We start from the raw sequence: 23,327 nt of genomic DNA, 5'->3' as shown, positions 1-23,327 counted from the left end.
TGCGGCCGTTAACCACTTCTTCACCCCAGGGCGCGCAATCTGGCCGCCATGAGCCAGCAGCCGAACGCCTTTGCCGAAATGCCCCTGCCGCTTTTTGATGCGGACGAGGCCGCGAACCCCGCGCCCATGGCTGCGGGGCGCCTGCCCTCTTACATCGCCGATCACCGCAAACGGCTGCGTGCGCGGTTCATGCAAGGCGGCGCGCAGGCAATGCCGGATTACGAAATGCTGGAACTCGTGCTGTTCCGCGCCATCCCCCGGCAGGACGTCAAACCGCTGGCGCGCGCGCTGCTGGACCGGTTCGGCGATTTCAACGGCGTGATCGCCGCCGCGCCCGCGCGTTTGAAAGAGGTCAGGGGCACAGGCGACGCCGTGATCTGCGAGCTCAAGATCGTCGAGGCCGCGGCCCATCGTCTTGCGCGCGCCCGTGTCCTGCAACGGCATGTGGTCAGCAGTTGGGAGCAACTTCTGGATTACTGCCATACCACCATGGCCCACCGCGATACCGAACAGTTCCGCATCCTGTTCCTGGATCGCAAGAACGTCCTGATCGCGGACGAGGAACAGGCGCGCGGCACGGTGGATCACGTGCCGGTCTATCCGCGCGAGGTGGTGAAACGCGCGCTGGAAATGAATGCCAGCGCGCTGATCCTGGTGCACAACCACCCCTCGGGCGATCCCACCCCGTCCGAGGCGGATATCGCGATGACCCACCAGATCGAAACCGCCGCGCAGGCGCTGTCGATCACGCTGCACGATCACCTGATCATCGGGAAATCCCGCGAACTCAGCTTTCGCGCCGAGGGGTTGCTTTAACGCACCCAGACCTCGACCCGCCGGTTCACCAGCCGGCCCCAGGCGCTGTCGTCACAGGCCATCGGCATCGCCTCGCCAAAGGCATCGACCCCCAGGCCGATCCGCGACAGGTTGGCGGTTTCGGCGGCGGCGATCACCGCGCCGCGCACGGTTTCGGCCCGCCGCCCGGCGATTTCGCTGTTGATCCGCGCCGAGCCCTCGCCATCGGAGAACCCGACAAACAACAGATCGCGCGTGTCATACACCCCGGCCTCAAGCGCGCGGGCAAGCTGTTCCACGTTTGAACGCGATTGCGCATCCAGCCGGGTCGAGCCCGGCTCGAACCGGAATGTCGTGGTCAGCCGTTTGTGGGGCGACAGCACCGACACCATGCGCTGCAGATCCATAAGCCCGGTTTCATCCCCGGCCCGCGCTATGGCATTGGCAAAGCGATTGCCCTGCGCGTCGATCGGGATCTCTTCGGGCGTCTGGTCCACGAAGCCCGCGCGCCGGATGACAAGCTGCGCCTGCGGACCGCGCAGATACGACATGAAATCGCGCGCCAGCGAGGGCAACCGCCGCGCCGGCAGATACAGGAACAGCGGCGCGGTCAGCGGATAGTCCTCGGTCTTGACGTTGCGCCGCTCGGCCCGCAGCGAAAATCCGCAATCGCCGGACAGGGCCAGCGGCTTGGCACCGCCCACTGCCGCGGCCGAGGCCAGCCCCAACCCGAACGGGTCGCGGGTAACCGCCTCGGCCAGCGCGGCATTCGTCGTGTGTCGGACCGCCCCTTCGGCCAGATCGGCACCGATGGGCCTGAGCAGCCGGTCCACCACCGCCTGCCCCAGCCCCGAGCGCGCATCGCGCAGATGCAGCGTGATCGGCGCATCCGGCCCGCCCAACGCCTGCCAGTTGTCGATCTGCCCGGAAAAGACGCGCGCCAGGTCGGGCGTGGTGATGGTGCCAACCGGGTTGTCGGGGGCCACCACCGGCACCAGCGCATCCAGCGCCAGAACGCGCACCCGCCCGCGACCGCGCAGATCGCCCATCCCGGCCTCTTGCGCGCGGGCGACCTCGGCCGGGCGCACCTCGCGCAGGGACATGACGATATCGGCCTCGTTCACCAGCAGGTCGGCAAAACCTTCGTCCGTGTTGGTCGCATGGATGTGGAACCGCCCGACAAGCTGCCCCTGGGCCTTGTCGCGCAACAGATAGGTGATGCGCGCGGGCTCGTCCTCTTGCCGGGTGGCGAACAGGCCGCTGCGCTGGGCGAACGCTTCGACCAAAGCGGGCATAAGGACCGCACCCATCGTTTCGGCCCCGGACATGCGCAACTCGGCCACGAAAGCGGTCAGGTTCGGGCAGCCCGGCCCCTCGCACAGAACACCCGATCCATCGACCGTCAACTCGCCATAAACCGTGTCGACGCGATAGAATTCGCCGTCGAACCCCAGAAGCGTGCCGGTGATTTCGACCGAGCCGTCACGGGACGTCAGGGTCACGTCCTGCGCGACGGCACCGACAGCCCCCCAGACAAGGAAAAGTGCGGCGCATAACGCCGCACGAAGGAAAATCATCTACGCTCAGCCCCGAAAGTTGCGGTTGGTTCTAGTTACGCGCGATTTTCAGGTCTTGCAGCAGGTTTTTCAACATCAGAATATCGCCCGCCACCTCGCAGGAGGGCACGGTCAGCACCAGATCCTGCACGCTCAGTTCGCCCGAGTCGCCGACCTGCAGGGCCTGCGCCTCGATATCGCGGGTGCAATTGCCCTCGGTCACGATCGCCTCGGCGCTCAGGTCCACGTCACCCTTTTCGGCGGCGGCGACCGGAAAGGTATAGACCTCGCCGCGCAGCCCGTCCGTGATCGCCGGGTCGCCCAGCATCGTCAGAAATCCGCCCTGCCCGTCCCGGGCGCGGGCGATGTTGCCGGGCGACTCGCGCCAGACATGGCCATCGGCCCCGTATTCCGCGCCGTATTCCAGCGCATGAACCTGGAAACCGGCCTCGCCGCGCCATTGCAGCACGACACGCTCGTAATCGGCGAAATCCGCGACCTGCGCGCGCGCCACGGCCCCGACGCCGTTTTCGACGGACGCGATGTAAAGCGCCTCGGACGAAAGCGCGGGAACAAGGATCTCTGCCTTGCCCGCCGCATCCGTCAGATAGGACAACATCATGCCGTTGTGGTGAATCGTTACCCGGGCATCGGGCTGGCACACCGAAATCTCAAGCGTGACCATGGCAGCAGGCGCGGCGGTGGCCGTCATCGTCGGCTCGCACGCATCCGCCAGCGGCACCGCTTCCGGCCCCGCATCCGACAGAACCGGGCCTTCTTTGACATCGGGCGTCGCGGCGGCCAGTTCGGTTTCCCCGGTGGGCGCCGGGGTTTCGGCCAGGGGCGCCTGCGCCTCCTTCCGGGGTTCGGGATTGGCGGATGTATGGGCGACACCGCTCAGCCCCATGGCGCCGAAATCGGTCGTGACCCCGGATTGCGCGACGGGCGGCATGTCCGGCCGGGTGTCGAGCGATGCCGTCTGCGCAGGCGATGCATCCCCGCCGGAATGCGGTGCGGGCGATTGCTGCATCACGAAACCGATGCCCAGCGCGACAACAACCGTGCCCCCCGCCAGAATATAGCGTTTCGGATCGAACATCCCGTTCTCCTCAAACCCAATGCTTCGATTGTGGAGGGAACAGGGAAAAAGCGGCGCCGATGTGGCACCGCTTAGGAGTTATTCTGACCTTTCGCTTTCGCGCACGTGGCGAAAACGATCAGGCAAACCGCCCGTGGCAATGCTTGAACTTCTTGCCGGAACCGCAAGGGCATGGCTCGTTCCGGCCGGGGTTGCCCCATGTCGCGGGGTCGTTTTCGTCGAACCCGTCTTCCAGCGCGGCCACTGTCCGGGCTTCCGACTCGTCGGCTGCCGCCTCGAACGCGGCCTGTTGCGCCGCTTGCTGGGCGGCAAGCTGCTGGATCATCTCCTGCTGTTCTTCCTGGGTCAGCGGGCGAATCTGCGACAGTTTCTGCGTCACTTCCAGACGCAAAGAATCCAGCATCCCTTCGAACAACTGGAACGCCTCGGTCTTGTATTCGTTCAGCGGATCGCGCTGCGCATAGCCACGGAAGCCCACGACCGACCGCAGATGTTCCAGCGTCAGCAGATGCTCGCGCCACTTGCCGTCGATGGTCTGCAGCAGCACCTGCTTTTCGATCTGGCGCATGGTGTCGGGCCCGAAGGCGGCCGCCTTTTCCTCCATCATCTTATCGCTGGCATCTTCCAGGCGCTCGGTGATCTCTTCGTCATCCACGCCTTCCTCGGCGGCCCAGTCGCCCACGGGCACGTCGATCGTCAGGTATTCGATGCAGGCATCGTGCAGCCCGTCGGTATCCCACTGGTCGGCATAGGTTTTCGGCGGCATGTGTTCGTCGACCAGGTCGGCGATTACCTCATGGCGCATGTCGGTCACGATCTCGGACAGGTCCTGCGCCTCCATGATTTCGCGGCGCTGCGCAAAGATCACCTTGCGCTGCTCGTTCATCACGTCGTCGAATTTCAGCAACTGCTTGCGGATGTCGAAGTTGCGCCCCTCGACCTTGGCCTGCGCGCGTTCGAGCGATTTGTTCACCCAGGGGTGCACGATCGCCTCGCCCTCTTTCATGCCCAGGGTCGAAAGCACCTTGTCCAGCCGTTCCGAGCCGAAGATGCGCATCAGGTCGTCTTCGAGGCTCAGGAAGAATGCCGACCGGCCCGGGTCGCCCTGGCGGCCCGAACGGCCGCGAAGCTGGTTGTCGATGCGGCGGCTTTCGTGGCGTTCGGTGGCCAGAACGAACAGGCCGCCGGCCTCTTTCACCTTCTCCTCGTCGGCGGCGTGCTCGGCCTCGATCCTTTTGCGGATCTCTTCGGGATCGGCGTCGGGATCGGCCTCGATCGCCTCCATGATCTTGAACTCGACATTGCCGCCCAGCTTGATGTCGGTCCCGCGCCCGGCCATGTTCGTGGCGATGGTCACCGCGCCCAGCTTGCCGGCATCGGCGACGATCTGCGCCTCTTTCTCGTGCTGGCGCGCGTTCAGAACGTTATGCGTGATCCCGGCCTTGGTCAGCATCTGGGACAGGAATTCGGATTTCTCGATGCTGGTCGTGCCGACAAGGGTCGGCTGGCCCTTTTCATGCGCGTCCTTGATCGTTTCGACGATGGCGTCGTATTTCTCCTGCGCAGAGCGATAGACGGCGTCGTCGTCGTCCTTTCGCGCGATCGGGCGATTGGTCGGCACTTCGACCACGCCCAGGCCATAGATGGTCTGGAATTCCTCGGCCTCGGTCGAGGCCGTGCCGGTCATGCCGGCCAGCTTGTCGTAAAGCCGGAAATAGTTCTGGAACGTCACCTGCGCCAGCGTCACGTTCTCGGGCTGGATCTTGCAGCCTTCCTTGGCCTCGATGGCCTGATGCAGGCCGTCCGACAGGCGCCGGCCCGCCATCATGCGGCCGGTGAATTCGTCGATCAGCACCACCTCGTCATAGCCCAGCGCCTGCCCCGTCTGGTTCACCGCGGGACGGACGATGTAATCCTTGTCGCGCTGGAACAGCTTGTGCGCGCGCAACGCCTGGTTCACATGGTGCACGATGGTTGTGCTTTCCGGTTCGTAAAGCGACTGGTCCTCGGGCAGGATGCCGCGCGTATGAAGCTGCTCTTCCAGCCATTCGTTGCCTTCGTCGGTGAAGGTCACGTTGCGCTGTTTTTCGTCCAGCGTGAAATGCTCGTCCTTGATTTCCGGGGTGAAGGCGTCGATCGCCACGTACAGATCGCTGCGGTCCTGCGCCGGGCCGGAAATGATCAGCGGCGTGCGCGCCTCGTCGATCAGGATGCTGTCGACCTCGTCCACGATGGCGAAGTGGTGGCCGCGCTGCGCCATGTCCGACAGTTCGGCCTTCATGTTGTCGCGCAGGTAATCGAAGCCAAGTTCGTTATTGGTGGCATAGGTGATGTCGGCCGCATAGGCCGCGCGCTTTTCGTCGTCGGGCTGCTGCGGCACCACGACCCCGGTCTTCAGCCCCAGCGCGCCATAGACCTTACCCATCCATTCCGCATCGCGCCGGGCGAGATAGTCGTTCACCGTGACGATATGCACGCCCTTGCCGGTCAGCGCGTTCAGATAGGCGGGAAAGGTGGCGACCAGCGTCTTGCCTTCGCCGGTCTTCATCTCGGCGATATTGCCCTGGTGCAGGAAAATCCCGCCCATGAGCTGCACGTCGAAGGCCCGCAGCCCCAGCGCGCGTTTCGCGGCCTCGCGGCAGTTGGCGAACGCCTCGGGCAGGATGGCTTCCAGCGCCTCGCCCCCGGCTACGCGTTTTTTCAGGTCTTCGGTCTTTTCGATCAGGCCGGCATCGCTGAGCTTTTCGAACTCGGGTTCAAGCGCGTTGATCTTTTCGATCAGCGGGCGCGTGGCCTTGACCTTGCGGTCGTTCGGTGTGCCAAACACCTTTCGGGCAAGAGTTCCGAATCCCAGCATGATCCATCCGTTCCGGTCGTTGACGATTTCGTGCGAGCCATTTGCTTGCCCGCTGTTTCCACACCGCCTAAAACGGGCGGGAAATAACAGCCAAACCGGCCACAAGGCTACGTAAGGGGCGGCTGTGAAAGTGTCAACGTCACGGGCCGAAACGGGCCCATGAAAGGATTTTACCATGCCCAAACGCCTCATGCTTGCCGCAGCGACCGCACTGGCCCTCGGCCACACGCTGCCCGCCGCCGCCGAGGATGCACCCACCGCCGAAACCGTGGTGGCCACGGTCAACGGTCAGGACATCACGCTGGGCCACCTGATCCTGGTGCGCGCCTCGCTGCCGCAGCAATATGCCCAGCTTCCCGACGAGGTGCTGTTCGACGGTATCCTCAACCAGCTTGTGCAGCAGGCCGTGCTTGCCGAAACGCTGGAAAACACGCCGCGCCGTGTCGAAATGGCGCTTGAAAACGAACAGCGCCAGATGCTGGCGGCCGAGGCGATCGACGACCTGCTGGCCGGCGCGATGACCGATGCGGCCGTGCAGGGCGTCTATGACGAGGAATACGCCAGCGCCGAACCCGAGCAGGAATGGAACGCAAGCCACATCCTTGTCGAAACCGAGGAAGAGGCCACCGCCCTGGCCGAACGCGCCCGTGGCGGCGAGGAGTTCGCCCAGCTTGCGCGCGATCACTCGACCGGTCCGTCGGGCCCCAATGGCGGGCAACTGGGCTGGTTCAGCACCGGCATGATGGTGCCGCCGTTCGAAGAGGCTGTGCAGGCCATGGAAAAGGAAACCGTGTCCGACCCGGTTCAGACGCAATTCGGCTGGCATGTCATCCGCCTGAACGATACCCGCCTCAAGGACGTGCCGGCGCTGGACGAGGTGCGCGGCGAGATCGAGGCCAGGCTGCAACAGCAGATCGTCGATGCCCGCGTGCAGGAACTGACCGACGCGGCCGAAGTCGAACGCAAGGACGAAGGCATCGACAAATCCGTTCTGTCGAATCTCGACCTTCTGGAGAAATAAGACATGGGCAAGGCGCTGGCCGTATCCCCGCTGGCCCCGGCCGGCTTTCCCCTGCTGCCCGATATCGCGGGCGTTGAGATCGCAACCGCCGCCGCGGGCGTGAAGTACCGCGACCGGACGGATGTGATGCTGGCGCGGCTGGCACCGGGCACCGCGATGGCGGGCGTGTTCACGCGCTCGGCCACGCGCTCGGCCCCGGTGCTGGATTGCCAGGCCAAGATCGGCGGAGCACCGGATGCGGGCGCGGCGATCCTTGTGAACTCGGGCAATTCCAACGCCTTTACCGGCGGGCGCGGCGTCGAATCGGTGCAGGCGATCGCAGCCGCGGTCGCCGATGCCGCGGGTGTGCCGGTGGGCCGCGTCTTTACCTCGTCCACCGGGGTGATCGGCGAACCGCTGCCGCATGACCGGATCATCGCCAGGCTGGACGAGATGGCCGCCAGGCTGGCCCCCGCCCGGCTGGAAGATGCCGCCCGCGCCATCATGACGACCGATACCTTCCCCAAGGGCGCCGGTGCCAAAATCACGGTGGATGGCCGCCCCGTGCGCATCGCCGGAATCGCCAAGGGGTCGGGCATGATCGCGCCGGACATGGCGACGATGCTGGTCTATATCTTCACCGACGCCGCCATCGAACAGGGACGATTGCAGGCGATGCTGTCGGATCTGACCGACAGAACCTTCAACTGCATCACCGTCGACAGCGACACCTCGACCTCGGACACGCTGCTGCTGGCGGCCACCGGCGCATCGGGCGTCAGTGTCGACGACACCCCCGAGTTCGAAACCGCGTTGCACAAGGTCATGCTGGACCTCGCGCACCAGGTCGTGCGCGATGGCGAAGGGGCCACGAAATTCGTCGAGGTGACGGTGACCGGCGCGCAAAGCGACGAAGACGCGCGTGTCCACGCCCTGTCCATCGCCAATTCGCCGCTGGTGAAAACCGCCATCGCCGGCGAAGACCCGAACTGGGGCCGTGTGGTGATGGCCATCGGCAAATCCGGCGCCGCGGCAGACCGTGACCGGTTGTCGATCCGGTTCGGGAACATCCTTGTGGCCGAAAACGGCTGGGTATCGCCCGCTTACCGCGAAGAGGACGGCGCCGTCTACATGAAGCAACCCGAGCTGACGATCGGGGTCGATATCGGGCTGGGGAACGGCAAGGCCACGGTCTGGACCTGCGACCTGACCCACGGCTACATCTCGATCAACGCGGACTACCGCTCATGAAGGTGGTGCTGGTCGCGGCGGTGGCGCTGATCGACGCCGACGGCCGCATCCTTCTGGCGCAACGCCCCGAGGGCAAGTCGATGGCCGGCCTGTGGGAATTTCCCGGCGGCAAGGTCGAACCCGGCGAAACCCCCGAGGCGGCGCTGGTGCGCGAATTGCACGAGGAACTGGGGATCGAGACCTGGAACAGCTGCCTTGCGCCGCTGACATTCGCCAGCCATTCCTATGACGACTTTCACCTGCTGATGCCGCTTTTCGCTTGCCGGAAATGGGACGGGATTCCGCAACCGAAAGAGGGGCAGACCCTGAAATGGGCCCATGCCCGCGAATTACGAAATTACCCGATGCCGCCTGCCGATATCCCTTTGATTCCCATCCTGCGCGACTGGCTGTGACGGGAAAAATCGGCAAACGCCTGAACAATACCGAAATATTTTAATTCATTGTTCACGCTTCTGACGTTATGGTTGCTTACGTCAACTGTGGGGATGATTGACATGCTGCGCACCATTACGATTGGGAGTTGCGTATCGATTCAGGGACAGTTCGTCCGCGATTTGCCCGATGGCAAAACGGTTATCCGCGTCGGAGAACGCGAATTCACAGGCACTCCGGTGATGCCGAAAGCCGCCTGAAAAGCGCGTATCGCTTACGGAACGAAAAAGGGGACAGCATCGGCTGTCCCCTTTTTATATTTGTCCGATGCGTGCCGGATCACTCCAGCGTACGGGTCACTTCCTCGCGCTCGAAGATCTCGATCACGTCGCCGGGGCGGACATCGTCGTAATTCTCGAACGCCATACCGCATTCCTGACCCGACTGAACCTCGGCCACCTCGTCCTTGAACCGCTTGAGCGTTTTCAGCGTGCCCTCGTGGATCACCACGTCGTCGCGCAGCAGGCGCACACCGGCCGACCGGCGTGCCACGCCTTCTGTGACCAGGCAACCGGCGACCTTGCCGACGCCCGAGACCTTGAACACTTCCTTGATCTGGGCATAGCCGATGAAGTTCTCGCGGATCTCGGCCGACAGCAGGCCCGAAGCCGCCGCTTTCACATCGTCCACAAGGTCGTAGATCACGCTGTAATAGCGCAGCTCGACGCCCTTCTGGTTCGCGGTGTTCCGGGCCGATGCGTTGGCACGCACGTTGAAGCCCAGGATCGGCGCGCCCGACGCTTCGGCAAGGCCGACATCGGTTTCGGTGATGGCACCGACACCCGAATGCAGCACGCGCACGCGCACCTCGTCGTTGCCGATCTTTTCCATCGCCTGAACGATCGCCTCGGCCGAGCCCTGCACATCCGCCTTGACGAGGATCGGCAGCTCCCTGACGCTTTCGTCCGCCTTGGCCTTGGCCAGAAGCTGATCCAGCGTGGTCGCGGCACCGGCTGCGGCGCGCTTGTCCTTGGCGGCCTGCTCGCGGTATTCCGCGATCTCGCGGGCCTGCGCCTCGGTCGACACCACGTTCAGGACATCGCCCGCCTCCGGCGTGCCGTTGAGGCCCAGAACCTCGACCGGAACCGAGGGGCCGGCATGATCCACGCGGTCGCCCCGGTCGTTGATCAGCGCCCGGACCTTGCCCCATTGTTCGCCCACGACGAAGATATCGCCCTGGTTCAGGGTGCCCTTCTGCACCAGAACCGTCGCCACGGGGCCACGGCCCACGTCAAGCTGCGCCTCGATCACGGCACCCTCGGCGGCACGGTCGGGATTGGCCTTGAGTTCAAGGATTTCCGCCTGCAGCGCAATCGCCTCAAGCAGTTCGTCCAGGCCCTGACCGGTCACGGCGGACACTTCGACATCCTGCACGTCGCCCGACATCGCCTCGACGATCACCTCGTGCTGCAGCAGCTCGGCGCGCACCTTGTCGGGATCGGCCTGCGGCTTGTCGCACTTGTTGATCGCAACGATCATCGGCACTGCGGCCGCCTTGGCGTGGTTGATCGCCTCGATCGTCTGCGGCATGACCGAGTCGTCGGCAGCCACGACCAGGACAACGATATCCGTCACCTGTGCACCGCGCGAGCGCATCGAGGTAAAGGCCGCGTGGCCCGGCGTATCGAGGAAGGTCAGAACCGCACCGCCATCGGTTTCCACCTGGTAGGCGCCGATATGCTGGGTGATGCCGCCGGCCTCGCCCGCGGTCACTTTGGCGTCGCGGATCGCATCCAGCAGCGATGTCTTGCCGTGGTCGACATGGCCCATGATCGTGATGACCGGCGGGCGCGGCTTCAGGTCGCCCTCCTTGTCCTCGACCTGGCTGATCACGTCCTCCACGTCGGAATCCGAAACCCGCACGACGCGGTGGCCGAATTCCTCGATGATGAGTTCCGCGGTATCGGCGTCGATGGACTGGTTCTGCGTGACCATCATGCCCATCTTCATCAGTTCCTTGACCACGTCGGCGGACCGTTCCGCCATACGATTGGCCAGCTCGCTGACGACGATGGTTTCGGGCAACTGGACCTCGCGCACGATCTTTTCACGCTCTTGCGCGCCGCCCATCGCCTTCTGGCGCATACGCTCCTGCTTGCGCTTCATCGCGGCCATGGATTTCTGCCGCCCGCCTTCGCCACCGGACAGCGCCTGGTTCAGCGTCAGCTTGCCGGCACGGCGGCCGCCATCGTCGCGGCCCTTGCCACGCGGGCGTTCCTCGCGTTCGACCTTGCGGGGCGCTTCCTTTTCCTTGGGCTTGCCACGCGCGGCAGCAGCCGAGGCATCCTCGGGCGCGGGGGCCGGAGCTTCGGCGGCACGCTTGGCGGCATCCTCGGCCTCGCGGCGCTGGCGCTCTTCTTCCTCGGCCTTGGCCTTGGCGCGCTCTTCGGCTTCGCGCTGTTCGCGCTCTTTCTGCTCCTGCTCGGCGCGGCGGCGCTCACGCTCTTCGGCGCGGGCCTTTTCGTCGGCCTCGCGCTGCGCCGCTTCCTCGGCTTCCTTTTCCTTGGCCAGCTGCAACGCCTTCAGGCGGCGTTCCATTTCCGCATCGGTAATGCCCGCGGGCCGCTTTGCCGGGTCCGAGGACGCATGTTTCTGGCCACCGCCGGTGGAAGCAGCCGGCTTCGACGTCGCACCCGGCTTGGGTTTCACGACGCGCTTGCGCTTGGTTTCCACCACGACGTTCTTGGTCCGGCCGTGGCTAAAGCTCTGCTTTACGTTCCCCGAACGGGGCCCGCCACGTACACCCAAAGTTTTCTTACCGTCGTTATCGCTCATTTGCGTCTTCTATCCTTTCCGGCAGAGTCTCCGCCGTCTGAGAGGCGCAGACCCTTAAGTCTTGCGGCCTCCTCTACAACACGCGGCGCCAAACCACCAGCGGCAAGCGCAACGTGTATCACGTTTTGTCGGCCAAAGGCCAATCCCAGCTCATCGCCCGTAAGCCAGCCGATGAAGCGTCCGCCCTGCGGCGTCGACAGCTTCGACTTGCCCCGGCCGGACCCGTCGCTGGCCTGGATCAGTATCTCGGCCTGATCCTTGGCCAGCCAGTCCTTGACCTTTTCGAAACCGGCAACCGCCTGCCCGCTTTTCCGGGCAAGGCTCAGCAAATCGACCACCCGGCGCGCCAGCATCGCTTCGACCCGGTCGGCCAGATCCTCGGGCGCCGTCACCTGCGCCTTGGCGGCGCGCGAAAACAGCCCCTTGCGGGCGGCCTTGTCGATCGCCGCACGATCGGCCGACACCCAGATACCGCGACCGGGCAGTTTTTCGGCAATATCCGGCACCACCGCGCCATCCGGCCCGACCACGAAACGGATCAGTCCTGCCTTTGGCGCGGATTGCCCCGTGACGATGCATTTGCGTTCGGCTGCATCGCCTTTTGCCCTGGCTTGTCCGCCCCGCGTCATCCGCGCGCCCCCGAGGCCTGCGATCAGGCCCCGGCCTCCTCTGCGGATTCGTCACCGGCGTCTTCTTCGGCTTCGGCCTCGTCGGCCTCGAGATCCGCCAGATCGACCCAGCCCAGTTGCAGACGTGCGGTCATGACAAGGTTCTGCGCCTCTTCCAGGCTCACCTCGAACGGTTCCAGCAGGCCATCGTCCTTGACGCGCTCGCCCTCGACCGTGGTCCAGCCGCCGGCCAGTTCCCAGTCGGCGCAGGTGGCGAAATCTTCCAGCGACTTGATACCATCCTCGGCCAGCGCAACGATCATTTGGGGGGTCAGGCCCTCGAATTCAACCAGGCTGTCCTGAACACCCAGTTCACGCGCCCGTTCAAGCGCGGCACGCGCCTGCTCTTCCAGCACGTCGCGGGCACGGGCCTGCAACTCGTTGGCGGTATCCTCGTCCACCCCGTCGATAACCAGCAGCTCGTCCAGCTCGACATAGGCCACCTCCTCGAGGTTGGTGAACCCTTCGGACACCAGAAGCTGTGCAAAGAATTCGTCCAGGTCCAGCGTATCCATGAACAGCCTGGTGCGTTCTTCGAATTCCTTCTGGCGGCGTTCGGATTCCTCGGCCTCGGTCATGATGTCGATATCGAGGTTCGTCAGCTGGCTGGCCAGGCGCACGTTCTGGCCACGGCGGCCGATGGCAAGGCTAAGCTGGTCGTCGGGCACGACAACCTCAATCCGCTCGGCGTCCTCGTCCAGAACCACCTTGGACACTTCGGCCGGCTGCAGCGCGTTCACCAGGAAGGTCGGCACATCCTCGTTCCACGGGATGATGTCGATCTTTTCGCCCTGAAGCTCGTTCACAACGGCCTGCACGCGGCTGCCGCGCATACCGACACAGGCGCCCACCGGGTCGATCGAGCCGTCATAGGAAATGACGGCGATCTTGGCGCGGCTGCCCGGATCGCGGGCCACGGCCTTGATCTCGATGATGCCGTCGTAGATTTCCGGCACTTCCATCTTGAACAGTTCCGCCATGAATTCCGGCGCCGTGCGCGACAGGAAGATCTGCGGCCCGCGCGTTTCGCGGCGCACGTCCTTGATGTAGCAGCGGATGCGGTCGCCGTTGCGATAGGCCTCGCGGCCGATCTTTTCGTTGCGGCGCAGGATCGCCTCGCCCCGGCCCACGTCGACGATGACGTTGCCGTATTCCTCGCGCTTGACGACGCCGTTGATGATCGTGCCGACGCGGTCCTTGAATTCCTCGAACTGGCGGTCGCGCTCGGCCTCGCGGACCTTTTGCAGGATCACCTGCTTGGCCGATTGCGCGGCGATCCGGCCCATTTCCACCGGCGGCACCTCTTCGACGAACTGGTCGCCGACCTTGGGATCGTCCAGGTACTGTTTCGCCTGCTCGACCGTCATTTCCGCCTGGTAATTCTCAAGCTCCTCATCCTCGACCACGGTGCGCACGCGGGTAAAGGTGGCGCGGCCGGTCTTGCGGTCGATCGACACGCGGATATCCATCTCGCTGCCATAGCGGCTCTTGGCGGCGCGGGCGAGGGATTCTTCCATCGCTTCGACCACAAGGCCGGGGTCGATCATCTTTTCGCGGGCCACGGCCTCGGCCGTTTGCAAAAGCTCAAGCTGGTTTGCAGAAGTGATGGCCATGATTTTCAGTCCTCCTGGGAACCGTCTTCGGTTTCGATATCGTCAAACGCGGTTTCGTTCAGAACGCCCGCTTCCTTGCGCGCCTTCAGCATTTCCCTGATCAGGTCGTCGGTCAGAACCAGCTTGGCGTCCGACAGCCAGTCGAAGGGCAGCCCGATCGTGCCCTCGGTGACGTTGATCAGCACATCGTCGCCCTCGACCCCGGCCAGCACGCCCTTGAACCGGCGGCGGCCGTCGATGTTCTCGGCGGTTTCCAGCTTGGCCTCGTACCCTTCGAACACCTCGAAATCCTTGAGCCGCGTCAGCGGCCGGTCGATGCCGGGGCTCGACACTTCCAGCACGTATTGGTCGGTGATCGGGTCTTCGACATCCAGAACCGCGCTGACCGCGTTCGAGATCTCGGCGCATTCATCCACCTCGATCCCGCCGGTCGGCCGCTCGGCCATGATCTGCAATGTGTTCGTCTTGCCACCCATCAGCCGCACGCGCACCAGTTCGAACCCCATGTCCTCGATCACGGGGCCGATGATCTCGGCAATCCGCCGGTCGATGGCTGTTTTGGCGATCAGGTCGCTCATGGATGCTCCAGACACAAAAAAACGGGCGCGCGGCCCGTCAGATTTTCCGGTGGGCGCCGGGTGTGGACCCCGACGCGCCGCTGTTGAAACGGATATAGGTGACAGGCGCTGAGTCTGCAAGCGGTTAAATCAGTCGTCCGCCACGGCCAGCGCGTCCATGATCCGCACAAGTTGCGAACTGATCCCCGGCTCGCTCAGCGCGTGGCCCGCGTTGCGCACCATGTGCAGCTCGGCCCCGGGCCAGCGTTGCGACAGCTCCCACGCCGAATGGGGCGGGCAGATCATGTCGTATCGCCCCTGCACGATATCGCCCGGAACATGCGCGATCCTGCCCATGTCCTGCAGGATCTGCCCGTCACGGTCCAGGAACGCCTTGTGCGTGAAGTAGTGGTTTTCCAGCCGCGCAAAGGCGCGCGCATATTCACCCGGCGCCTCGCCCGCATGTCCGTTCGCGCCCATCGACGCCAGCGCGTTTTCCCAGGCCGACCAGCTGCGCCCGAACCGCATCTCGGTTTGCAGATGGCCGGAAAACAGCCGCCGGTGATAGGCCGCGATCAGGTCGTCGCGCTCCTCCTCGGGGATCGGATCGACAAAGCGCGACCAGACATCGGGCCAGAACTTACCCGCACCGCCACCATAGAACCAGTCAAGCTCGGCCTGCGTGGCCAGGAACACGCCGCGCAGGATCAGGTGGCGCACCGCGCGCGGATGCGTCTGCGCATAGATCAGCGCCAGCGTCGCCCCCCAGCTTCCGCCGAACACCATCCAGCGGTCGATACCCAGCGTGGCGCGAATCCGCTCGATGTCCTCGACAAGGTGCCAGGTGGTGTTGGCGTCGACGCTGGCATGGGGCCGCGACCGGCCGCAGCCGCGCTGGTCGAACAGGATCGCGCGGTATTTCGCGGGATCGAAAAACCGCCGCATCACCGGGCTGCACCCGCCGCCGGGGCCGCCATGCAGCACCACGACGGGGATACCATCGGGGTTTCCCGACTGCTCGACATACAGCGTGTGGCCGTCGCCCACCTGCAACATCCGTTGATCGAACGGATCACGCGACGGATACAGATGCCGGACCGCGCTGTTTTGACCTGCGTATTTGTCCATTCACGCCCTATATAGGTTACCAGGCACCAAAAGAGCATATGGAGAGCCGAATGCAAACCGCCCAAACGACCGTGGATCCCGGCGAAGTCGCCAAATTCGAGGCAATGGCCGCCGAATGGTGGGATCCCAAGGGCAAGTTCAAACCGCTTCACATGCTGAACCCCTGCCGGCTGGACTATATCACGCAGCAGATCGCGGGGGAATTCGGGCGTGACCTGAAGGCCGGAAAACCCTTTGACGGGCTGCGCCTGCTCGATATCGGCTGTGGCGGCGGGCTGCTCAGCGAACCGATGGCGCGGCTGGGCGCCACCGTTGTCGGCGCCGACGCGGCGGAACGCAACATTCCCGTCGCGCGCATCCATGCCGAACAGTCGGGGCTGGATATCGACTATCGCCACACCACGGCCGAGAATCTGGCCGCCGCCGGCGAACAGTTCGACGTGGTGCTGAACATGGAGGTGGTCGAACACGTGACCGATCCGCTGGCCTATCTGACCGCCTGCCGGCAGCTTCTGAAACCCGGCGGGCTGATGATCTGTTCGACCATCAACCGCAATCCCAAAAGCTTTGCCATGGCGATCGTCGGCGCGGAATATGTGATGCGCTGGCTACCCAAGGGCACACATGAATGGTCGAAATTCATCACCCCGGACGAGTTGCACGACCTGATCCGCAACGCGGGCCTGACGCCGGTTGATCGCAAGGGATTCGTCTTCAACCCCGCAACCTGGAGCTGGTCGCTGTCGCCGCGTGATCTGAGCGTGAACTACGTGACCGCCAGCACGAAACCGGCCTGAGCCACGGGGCTCAGCCCTCGTCCTCGAGCTTGAGACGCAATTCGCGCAGGATGGGCAGGATGGCGCGCAGCTTGTCCTCGCCCAGCTCCTCGGCCATTTCCGAGATCATCGGCGAAATCGCCGACAGCGCGGCGTCGCGCGCCTGCCGCCCCGCCGGGCTGATCGCCACCATCTTGCGCCGCGCATCGTCCCAGTCAGGGCGGATATGCACGTAGCCCGCCCATTCCAGCTTGCTCAGCGTGTTGGTCATCGCCCCGCGTGTGACGTGAAAGGATTTCGCCAGTTGCGCAGGGCTGCGTTCGCCACCCGCCCGCGCCAGGTGGTTCAGAACCGAGAAATGCGAGATTTCCATCCCCTTGGGCAGCACCCGCGACAGCCGGTTGCGCACAAGCTGATCGGCGGTCAGCAACTCGCTGAACAGCGCGACGGCAAGGGGGCTGGCGGCGTCAGACATCCGGCCCCCCATACGCGCGGTCATGGCTTAACGAAGGTACGCGCGCCCGGGCCTTTTCCACCTCGCCCAGGTCGAGATCGACCATGTGAACGCCGGGGTCGGTCCCGGCATCCAGCAACACCTCGCCCCAGGGCGCGACCGCCATGCTGTGCCCATGGGTCTGCCGCGCCTTGCCGCGTGTGGCGGCATGGGTGCCGGTCTGCGCCGGGGCCAGCACGAAACAGCCGGTTTCGATGGCGCGGGCGCGCAACAGCGGCTCCCAATGCGCGGCGCCGGTGACGGGCGAAAAGGCCGAGGGCACGGTCAGGATCTGCGCACCCGCCTGCGCCAGCCCGCGGTAAAGATGCGGGAAACGGATGTCGTAGCAGATTGTCATGCCGACCCGCGCGGCACCGGCCTGCACCAGAACCGCCTGGTTGCCGGGGCGATAGCCCGCGCTTTCCCGGTAGGTCTCGGTCTCGCTGACCTGAACGTCGAACATGTGGATCTTGTCATACCACGCGGCAATACCGCCATCGGGCGCAATCAGGAAAGACCGGTTGGCGAACCGCCCGTCCGCATCATCCGTTTTCAGCGCCAGCGACCCGATCAGCAGCCACACACCTGCCCCGGCCGCGGCATCGCGCAGCGCGGCAAGGGTGGGATCGTCGGCTTCATGGCGCAACACCTCGTTCTGCCGGGTGCGGCTGGCGGATACGCAATTCGTCACCTCGGGCGTGGCGATGAAATCCGCGCCATTGTCCACGGCCCGCCGCACCATGCCCAGCGTTATGGGCAGGTTCTCCTCCGGCGTATCGCCGGAATTGAGTTGCAGCAGCGCCGCGCGCATCCGTCAGCCCGCCAAAAGCGGATCGAGCTTGCCCGCCCGTTCCAACGCGTAAAGCTCGTCACAGCCGCCGACATGCGTTTCGCCGATGAAAATCTGCGGCACGGTATAGCCACCATTCGCGCGCTCGATCATCTCGGGCTTGCGGTTGGGATTGGCCAGGACGTCGATTTCCGAGAAACTGACGCCCTTCTGCGTCAGAAGGCGTTTGGCTGCGTGGCAAAAGCCGCAAAGCGGCGAGGTATAGATCTCGACAGGCTGCATATTGGTCCCCTAGCGGATTTCGTGTGTTCTAAGGGGATTTAGGGTCGCTTGGCAACGCGCGCCAGAACGATCACGGAAACCTGTGTTGCACCTGCGGCAAGGCAGGCATCCGCGCAGGCCGCCAGCGTCGCGCCCGAGGTCATCACGTCATCGACCAGCAAAACCGCGCGGTTTCGGACCCGTTCCGCGCGGTTTGCGGGCACGGTAACGGCCGCCGTCAGCGCCGCGAACCGCTGGTCGCGGCCCTTGCCGTCCAGGATATCCGTCCTCCGAACGCGCCGCAGCAGGTCGGGGCAATGCGGCAGGCCGGTTTCGCGCGCAAACGCCTGCGCCAGCAACGCCGACTGGTTGAACCGCCGCCGCAACAGCCGCGACCAGTGCAACGGCACCGGGGCAATCAGCGCACCGGGAACCACAAGGGGCCGCGCCGCCTGCGCCATCCAGCGGGCGGCGGGCTGGACGATCTCGTGCCGGTCGCCATGTTTCAGCGCCAGAACCATCCGCCGCCCGTTGCCGTCATAAAGCAGCGCCGCCCGGCCGCGCTGCCAGGGCCGCGCGATGGTCAGGCAATCGTCGCAATGGGCGATCTCGCCCGGCTCACCGCCCGGCAGGGGCGTGCCGCACAGGTCGCAGACCGTGCCGCCGATAAAGGGCGTGTCGCGCCAGCATGGCCCGCACAGGCCGAAATCGCTGTCGACCATATCGCCGCAATTCAGGCAGCGCGGCGGATAGATCATGCGCATCAAGGTTTGAAGTGCCATCGTCCTGCCCTTATATCAACGCGCCATGACAGACATGCCCCGCCTGACCGACCGCCGCGCCCTGATGCGCAACCGCGCCCGCGCCGCAAGGCAGGGCCCGGCCCTGTTCCTGCACGAAACCGCTCTGGACGAGGTGAAGGATCGCCTCTCGATGGTTAACAGGACGTTTAGCAATCCGGCCATCGTCACCGGCTTTCCCGATTTCTGGGCGGCGCAGTGGCCCGGGGCGAAAATCGTTCCCGATGACGAGGTTCTGACGCTCGACCCCGGCACGCATGACCTGGTCATTCACGCCATGGCGCTGCATTGGGCGAACGACCCGGTTGGCCAGCTGATCCAGTGCCGGCGCGCGCTGAAGCCGGACGGGCTGTTCCTGTCCGTGGCATTCGGGGGGCAGACCCTGGCCGGGTTGCGCACCGCGCTGGCCGAGGCGGAGTCGCAACTTACCGGCGGGCTGTCGCCGCGCGTCGCCCCGATGGCCGAGATCCGCGACATGGGCGCGCTGTTGCAACGGGCGGGGCTGGCGCTGCCGGTGGCCGATGCGGTGCCGCTGCGCGTGTCCTATGCCGACAGCTTTGCCCTGATGCGCGACCTGCGCGCGATGGGCGAAGGCAACGCGTTGCAGGCGCGGCTGCGGCGCCCGACACGGGCCGGGGTGCTGGCCCGCGCCGCCGCGATCCATGCCGGGCTGGCCGAAACCGACGGCGGCCGGATTACCGAAACCTTTGAACTGGTGGTGCTGACGGGCTGGGCGCCGGACGACAGCCAGCCGCAGCCCCTGCGACCCGGTTCCGCACGAACGCGTCTGGCCGATGCACTGGGCACAAGGGAAACGCCGCTTCATGATTGACGCGCGCGCAATATCCCTTATGTCCCGATGAAACCCATGCCGATTTGCGAATAAAACACAAGAAACGAGGCCCAGGAATGCTGGATGCGACATCTCAGGCCACACGCCCCGAACACGCCCCTTCGGATCACCCCGCGATCCCGGCCGAGAAGATCGGCATTCTGCTGGCCAATCTCGGGACGCCGGACAACTACGACTATTGGTCGATGCGGCGTTATCTGAGCGAGTTCCTGTCGGATCGGCGCGTCATCGACTATCCGGCATGGAAATGGCAACCGTTGCTGCAGCTTGTCATCCTGAGCAAGCGCCCGTTCACCAGCGGCGCCGCCTACAAGTCGATCTGGAACGAGGAACAGGGCGAAAGCCCGCTGATGACGATCACCAAGGACCAGACCGCGGCGATCTCGAAGGTCATGCAGGGCAAGTATGGCGACAGGGTGATGGTCGATTTCTGTATGCGCTACGGCAATCCGTCGACCAGATCGAAACTGCGCAGGATGGTCGAGGCCGGATGCCGCCGCATCCTGTTCGTGCCGCTGTACCCGCAGCAGGCCGGCGCCACCTCGGCCACGGCGAACGATGCGTTCTTCCGCGCGCTTATGGACGAGAAATGGCAGCCTGCCGTGCGCACTATCCCGGCCTATTTCGACCACCCGAAATATATCGAGGCGCTGGCGCAGTCGGTCGAACGCACCTATGCGCAGATGGACACGAAACCCGACATGCTGGTCTGTTCCTATCACGGGATGCCGAAACGCTATCTGATGGAGGGCGACCCGTATCATTGCCAGTGCCAGAAGAACACGCGCCTGCTGAAGGAACGGCTGGGCTGGGACGACAGCCGGATCTGCACCACCTTCCAGTCGGTTTTCGGGACCGAGGAATGGCTGCGCCCCTACACGGTCGAACACGTGGCCGAGCTGGCGAAGGCGGGCAAAAAGAACATCGCCGTGATCGCGCCTGCCTTTGCCGCCGATTGCATCGAGACGCTGGAAGAGATCAACGAAGAGATCAGGGAAAGCTTCGAAGAGGCGGGTGGGGAACGATTTACCTATATTCCCTGCCTCAATGACGAACCGGCCCATATCGACGCGCTGTGCGACGTGATCGAAACCGAGCTGAAGGGCTGGATCGAACCGGCCTGACCCGGCGTGCGGAGCCGTGACAAAAAAGCGCGGATGGGTCCGGGGGGACGCATCCGCGCAGTCACGGGGAGAAAGGGGAAACCGCCGCGCGCGACACCGGCACGGGCAGGGGATCAGGAGGCATTCGCCAGGCACATCCCGGCGACCTGGCGGGCGCTGACGAACTGGACGTTCTGCGCGATCCGCACGCTGCCGAAGGTCGCGGGGATCAGGTGCAGTTCGACATCGACGCGATCGGCGAACGGGTCCGGCCGCAGGTCGACGAACGTATCCAGATCGCCATGGGCGATCAGGTCTTCGAACACCGGGACATCGTTGCAGAACAACTGCACCAGCATCCGGCCGGTCACCTCGAACTGCAGGTAAACCTGGCCTCCGGTCGTCCGCATTCGGGCGGTCGAGGTGCGCAACGTGCCGCCCTCGGATTCGTACTTGATGGTCCGCCCATAGGCCCGGCGCACCCAGCCGACGGGTTCGACCGGCATCCATTTGGCATGTCTCAGGTTCGTGATCATCTCAGACCTCCTCGCTCAGGTCGGATGGACCGACGCGATCCACCACGCGTATCATCCATTTCAGTATTTCCCGCTGGTCGTCGCCGATATCGCGCCGCGCCTGCAGGTTCTGTGCCTGCGCGCGCACTTCCGGCCAGTGCCTGTAGAAATCGACCAGATCGTTGATCTTGCGATCTTTCATTGTCGCCAACATATGTGCGGCCTTCTTGAATCTCCGTGATGCACAGCATCGTAGTTGACCCATGGGAAAGCAGTGCGTGAATAAACTGTGAAGTGCTTGGTTCACAGGCATTTGCGGATTAACCTTTCCATCGGAAAAGGAGGGTCAGGGTGGCGACGAAGCTGGAAATGTCCCTGTTCGGCACATGCATCGTGCGCGTCACCGGCGGCGAGCCGCAGGAGATCCGTGGCGCCAAGCACCGCGCGCTTTTCACGATCCTCGCCACCGCGCCGCTGGGTCGGCGCACCCGCACCTATCTGCAACAGACGCTTTGGGGCGATACCTCTTACGATGCCGGGCACCAGAACCTGCGCCGCGCCCTGTCCGACCTGCGCGGGATGCTGGGCGACGAGTTCAGCACGTTCCTGCACGTCACCAACAGCGATGTCGAGCTGGACCTGGAGCATGTCAGCTTTCTGGGCTCGCCCAATGACGGGGCATTCCTGGAGGATCTGAACATCCGGGAACGCGCATTCGTGGACTGGGTGCAGACGATCCGCGCCAATCCCGACCAGGTGGCGGCGCTGTTCCGCACCACGCCCCGCGTGCAGTTCGGCCGCCCGCGCCCGCGTATCACCACCCTGCCGCTGAAAGTGGTGGGCGACGATCCCGACCTTGGCGTTCTGGCCGACTGGGTCGCAGAAGAGGCCTGCCGCTCGCTGTCGCGGTCGAACCTGCTGACGGTGATCTCGCATCTCAGCAGCCGGGCGATGGCCACGCGGGCATTCGATATCGCCGAGATCCGCGAAACGCTGAATGTCGATTACCTGATCACCGGCACGATGCGACGTTTCCGAAACGATATCGTCGCCGATTTCGATTTCATGGACGCCCGCAGCGGCAACATCCTGTGGAACCGGCACATAAGCTGCCCGGCGGGAGAGTTTACCGAACAGTTGCAGGGTCGGCTGGCCAACGTGATCCAGTCGATCGGCCGGTCGATCGCGGATATGGCGATCTCCTATGTGCGCGACCGGCCGCTGCCCATGATCGAGGACCACAACCTGCTGATCGCGGGCGTATCGCTGATGCACAAGCGGCAGATGCGCGATTTCCTGAAATCCCGCGAGCTTCTGGCCGAGGCGGTGAACCGCACGCCCGACGCGGCCGAGATCCACGCCTGGCTGGGCAAGTGGCATGTGCTGAGCGTCTTTAACGGCTGGACCGTGGATGCGCAGGACGACACGCAAAAGGCGCTGGATCACACCGCGCGGGCGCTGGATATCGACCCGGAATCGAGCTTTAGCCTGACCATCGACGGCTTTGCCCATAACAACCTGCTGCAGAACATGTCGGTCGCCGAAGAGCGCTACAACATGGCGCTTGAGGCGAACCCGAACGAAAGCCTGTCCTGGCTGCTGCGCGGCACGCTGATGGCATTCCAGGACGACGGCAAGGCCGCCGTGCGCGGGATTACGACCGCGCGCAACCTGTCGCCCATCGACCCGTTCGGCTATTTCTACGACAGCCTTGCCAGCACCGCCTATGTCGCCGCCGAGGATTATGCCAAGGCGCTGGAATTTGCCGACCGCTCGCTCGCGGTGAACGACCGGCACCTGTCGACGCTGCGAACGCGCGCGACGGCCCTGCATTTCCTGGGCCGCACCGACGAGGCCCGCAAGACCGCGCAGGAACTGATGCGTCGGCAACCCGATTTCAGTCTGGATTACTATCGCCGCACGCATCCGTCGGCGAACCATCAGGTCGGTCAGCGCGTGATCGAGGCGCTGACCGCCGCAGGCATTCGTTGACACATAGGAG

Annotated in this window: 23 protein-coding genes; 9 read left to right on the top strand and 14 right to left on the bottom strand. The window is 64.6% G+C overall.

The window, feature by feature from the left end; genetic code table 11:
* The first annotated feature begins 48 nt into the window (after nt 1–48).
* On the top strand, nt 49–816 hold the full coding sequence (gene radC / locus F3H87_RS15250; protein ID WP_149787314.1) for a RadC family protein: 768 nt from the start codon (nt 49–51) through the stop codon (nt 814–816).
* Here the strand turns inward: radC and F3H87_RS15245 are convergent.
* The 3 genes from F3H87_RS15245 to secA form a co-directional block, all read right to left on the bottom strand.
* Entirely contained in the window at nt 813–2,372 is a 1,560-nt protein-coding gene (locus F3H87_RS15245) for a phosphate ABC transporter substrate-binding/OmpA family protein (protein ID WP_149787315.1), read from the bottom strand. The genes radC and F3H87_RS15245 overlap by 4 nt on opposite strands.
* Nucleotides 2,373–2,403: 31 nt before the next feature.
* Nucleotides 2,404–3,450, bottom strand: coding sequence for a hypothetical protein (locus F3H87_RS15240; RefSeq protein ID WP_149787316.1), 1,047 nt, complete (start codon nt 3,448–3,450; stop codon nt 2,404–2,406).
* A gap of 118 nt (nt 3,451–3,568) precedes the next feature.
* On the bottom strand, nt 3,569–6,307 hold the full coding sequence (gene secA, locus F3H87_RS15235; protein WP_149787317.1) for a preprotein translocase subunit SecA: 2,739 nt from the start codon (nt 6,305–6,307) through the stop codon (nt 3,569–3,571).
* A gap of 175 nt (nt 6,308–6,482) precedes the next feature.
* On the opposite strand from secA, the gene F3H87_RS15230 reads away from it, so the two are divergent.
* From F3H87_RS15230 to F3H87_RS21840, 4 genes are all read left to right on the top strand, one after another.
* On the top strand, nt 6,483–7,328 hold the full coding sequence (locus tag F3H87_RS15230) for a peptidylprolyl isomerase (RefSeq protein ID WP_149787318.1): 846 nt from the start codon (nt 6,483–6,485) through the stop codon (nt 7,326–7,328).
* A 3-nt stretch (nt 7,329–7,331) separates the two neighbouring features.
* On the top strand, nt 7,332–8,558 hold the full coding sequence (gene argJ, locus F3H87_RS15225) for a bifunctional glutamate N-acetyltransferase/amino-acid acetyltransferase ArgJ (RefSeq protein WP_149787319.1): 1,227 nt from the start codon (nt 7,332–7,334) through the stop codon (nt 8,556–8,558).
* Nucleotides 8,555–8,953 (top strand): 8-oxo-dGTP diphosphatase MutT, encoded by a 399-nt coding sequence (gene mutT / locus F3H87_RS15220; protein ID WP_149787320.1) that lies wholly within the window; start codon nt 8,555–8,557, stop codon nt 8,951–8,953. The genes argJ and mutT overlap by 4 nt, the downstream gene beginning before the upstream one ends.
* Before the next feature lie 102 nt (nt 8,954–9,055).
* Nucleotides 9,056–9,193, top strand: coding sequence for a hypothetical protein (locus F3H87_RS21840; RefSeq protein WP_188129159.1), 138 nt, complete (start codon nt 9,056–9,058; stop codon nt 9,191–9,193).
* Nucleotides 9,194–9,272: 79 nt separating this feature from the next.
* Here F3H87_RS21840 and infB read toward each other — a convergent pair whose 3' ends face one another.
* From infB to pip, 5 genes are all read right to left on the bottom strand, one after another.
* The gene (gene infB / locus F3H87_RS15215; RefSeq protein ID WP_149787321.1) at nt 9,273–11,768 is read right to left on the bottom strand and encodes a translation initiation factor IF-2; all 2,496 of its coding nucleotides are present in this window, start codon (nt 11,766–11,768) and stop codon (nt 9,273–9,275) included.
* A complete protein-coding gene (locus F3H87_RS15210; RefSeq protein ID WP_149787322.1) occupies nt 11,765–12,397 on the bottom strand; it encodes an RNA-binding protein in 633 nt (210 codons plus the stop codon). Before F3H87_RS15210 ends, infB begins: the two co-directional genes overlap by 4 nt.
* A gap of 23 nt (nt 12,398–12,420) precedes the next feature.
* Nucleotides 12,421–14,049, bottom strand: coding sequence for a transcription termination factor NusA (nusA, locus tag F3H87_RS15205; protein WP_149787323.1), 1,629 nt, complete (start codon nt 14,047–14,049; stop codon nt 12,421–12,423).
* A 5-nt stretch (nt 14,050–14,054) separates the two neighbouring features.
* Entirely contained in the window at nt 14,055–14,627 is a 573-nt protein-coding gene (gene rimP / locus F3H87_RS15200; protein WP_149787324.1) for a ribosome maturation factor RimP, read from the bottom strand.
* 129 nt (nt 14,628–14,756) lie between these two features.
* A complete protein-coding gene (gene pip, locus F3H87_RS15195) occupies nt 14,757–15,734 on the bottom strand; it encodes a prolyl aminopeptidase (RefSeq protein ID WP_149787325.1) in 978 nt (325 codons plus the stop codon).
* 50 nt (nt 15,735–15,784) lie between these two features.
* Here pip and ubiG point away from each other — a divergent pair, with 50 nt between their 5' ends.
* Nucleotides 15,785–16,531, top strand: a complete 747-nt coding sequence (ubiG, locus tag F3H87_RS15190) for a bifunctional 2-polyprenyl-6-hydroxyphenol methylase/3-demethylubiquinol 3-O-methyltransferase UbiG (protein ID WP_149787326.1) — start codon at nt 15,785–15,787, stop codon at nt 16,529–16,531.
* A gap of 10 nt (nt 16,532–16,541) precedes the next feature.
* Here the strand turns inward: ubiG and F3H87_RS15185 are convergent, their stop codons facing one another.
* Genes F3H87_RS15185 through F3H87_RS15170 form a run of 4 tightly spaced genes read right to left on the bottom strand, consistent with a single transcriptional unit; the run spans nt 16,542 to nt 18,836 of the window.
* Nucleotides 16,542–16,985 (bottom strand): MarR family winged helix-turn-helix transcriptional regulator, encoded by a 444-nt coding sequence (locus F3H87_RS15185; RefSeq protein ID WP_149787327.1) that lies wholly within the window; start codon nt 16,983–16,985, stop codon nt 16,542–16,544.
* Complete coding sequence (locus F3H87_RS15180; protein ID WP_149787328.1) at nt 16,978–17,814, bottom strand: carbon-nitrogen hydrolase family protein; 837 nt, start codon at nt 17,812–17,814, stop codon at nt 16,978–16,980. Before F3H87_RS15180 ends, F3H87_RS15185 begins: the two co-directional genes overlap by 8 nt.
* Before the next feature lie 3 nt (nt 17,815–17,817).
* Nucleotides 17,818–18,075 (bottom strand): glutaredoxin 3, encoded by a 258-nt coding sequence (gene grxC / locus F3H87_RS15175; RefSeq protein WP_149787329.1) that lies wholly within the window; start codon nt 18,073–18,075, stop codon nt 17,818–17,820.
* Between the two features lie 38 nt (nt 18,076–18,113).
* Complete coding sequence (locus F3H87_RS15170) at nt 18,114–18,836, bottom strand: ComF family protein (protein ID WP_223228081.1); 723 nt, start codon at nt 18,834–18,836, stop codon at nt 18,114–18,116.
* 25 nt (nt 18,837–18,861) lie between these two features.
* Between F3H87_RS15170 and F3H87_RS15165 the strand changes: the two genes are divergently transcribed.
* Nucleotides 18,862–19,686 carry a methyltransferase domain-containing protein gene (locus F3H87_RS15165; protein WP_149787330.1) on the top strand — a complete coding sequence of 275 codons (825 nt, stop codon included), beginning with the start codon at nt 18,862–18,864 and terminating at the stop codon, nt 19,684–19,686.
* A gap of 77 nt (nt 19,687–19,763) precedes the next feature.
* Entirely contained in the window at nt 19,764–20,831 is a 1,068-nt protein-coding gene (hemH, locus tag F3H87_RS15160; RefSeq protein WP_149787331.1) for a ferrochelatase, read from the top strand.
* A gap of 113 nt (nt 20,832–20,944) precedes the next feature.
* Here hemH and F3H87_RS15155 read toward each other — a convergent pair whose 3' ends face one another.
* Both F3H87_RS15155 and F3H87_RS15150 read right to left on the bottom strand, forming a co-directional pair.
* On the bottom strand, nt 20,945–21,346 hold the full coding sequence (locus F3H87_RS15155) for a hypothetical protein (protein WP_149787332.1): 402 nt from the start codon (nt 21,344–21,346) through the stop codon (nt 20,945–20,947).
* A gap of 1 nt (nt 21,347) precedes the next feature.
* Nucleotides 21,348–21,539, bottom strand: coding sequence for a hypothetical protein (locus F3H87_RS15150; protein ID WP_149787333.1), 192 nt, complete (start codon nt 21,537–21,539; stop codon nt 21,348–21,350).
* Between the two features lie 137 nt (nt 21,540–21,676).
* On the opposite strand from F3H87_RS15150, the gene F3H87_RS15145 reads away from it, so the two are divergent.
* Entirely contained in the window at nt 21,677–23,317 is a 1,641-nt protein-coding gene (locus F3H87_RS15145; RefSeq protein WP_223228080.1) for a hypothetical protein, read from the top strand.
* Nucleotides 23,318–23,327: the final 10 nt, after the last annotated feature.

The sequence above is a fragment of the Lutimaribacter pacificus genome, from assembly GCF_900142185.1.
Taxonomy (GTDB): Bacteria; Pseudomonadota; Alphaproteobacteria; order Rhodobacterales; family Rhodobacteraceae; genus Lutimaribacter; species Lutimaribacter pacificus.
This window is presented reverse-complemented; position numbering and strand designations above follow the sequence as displayed.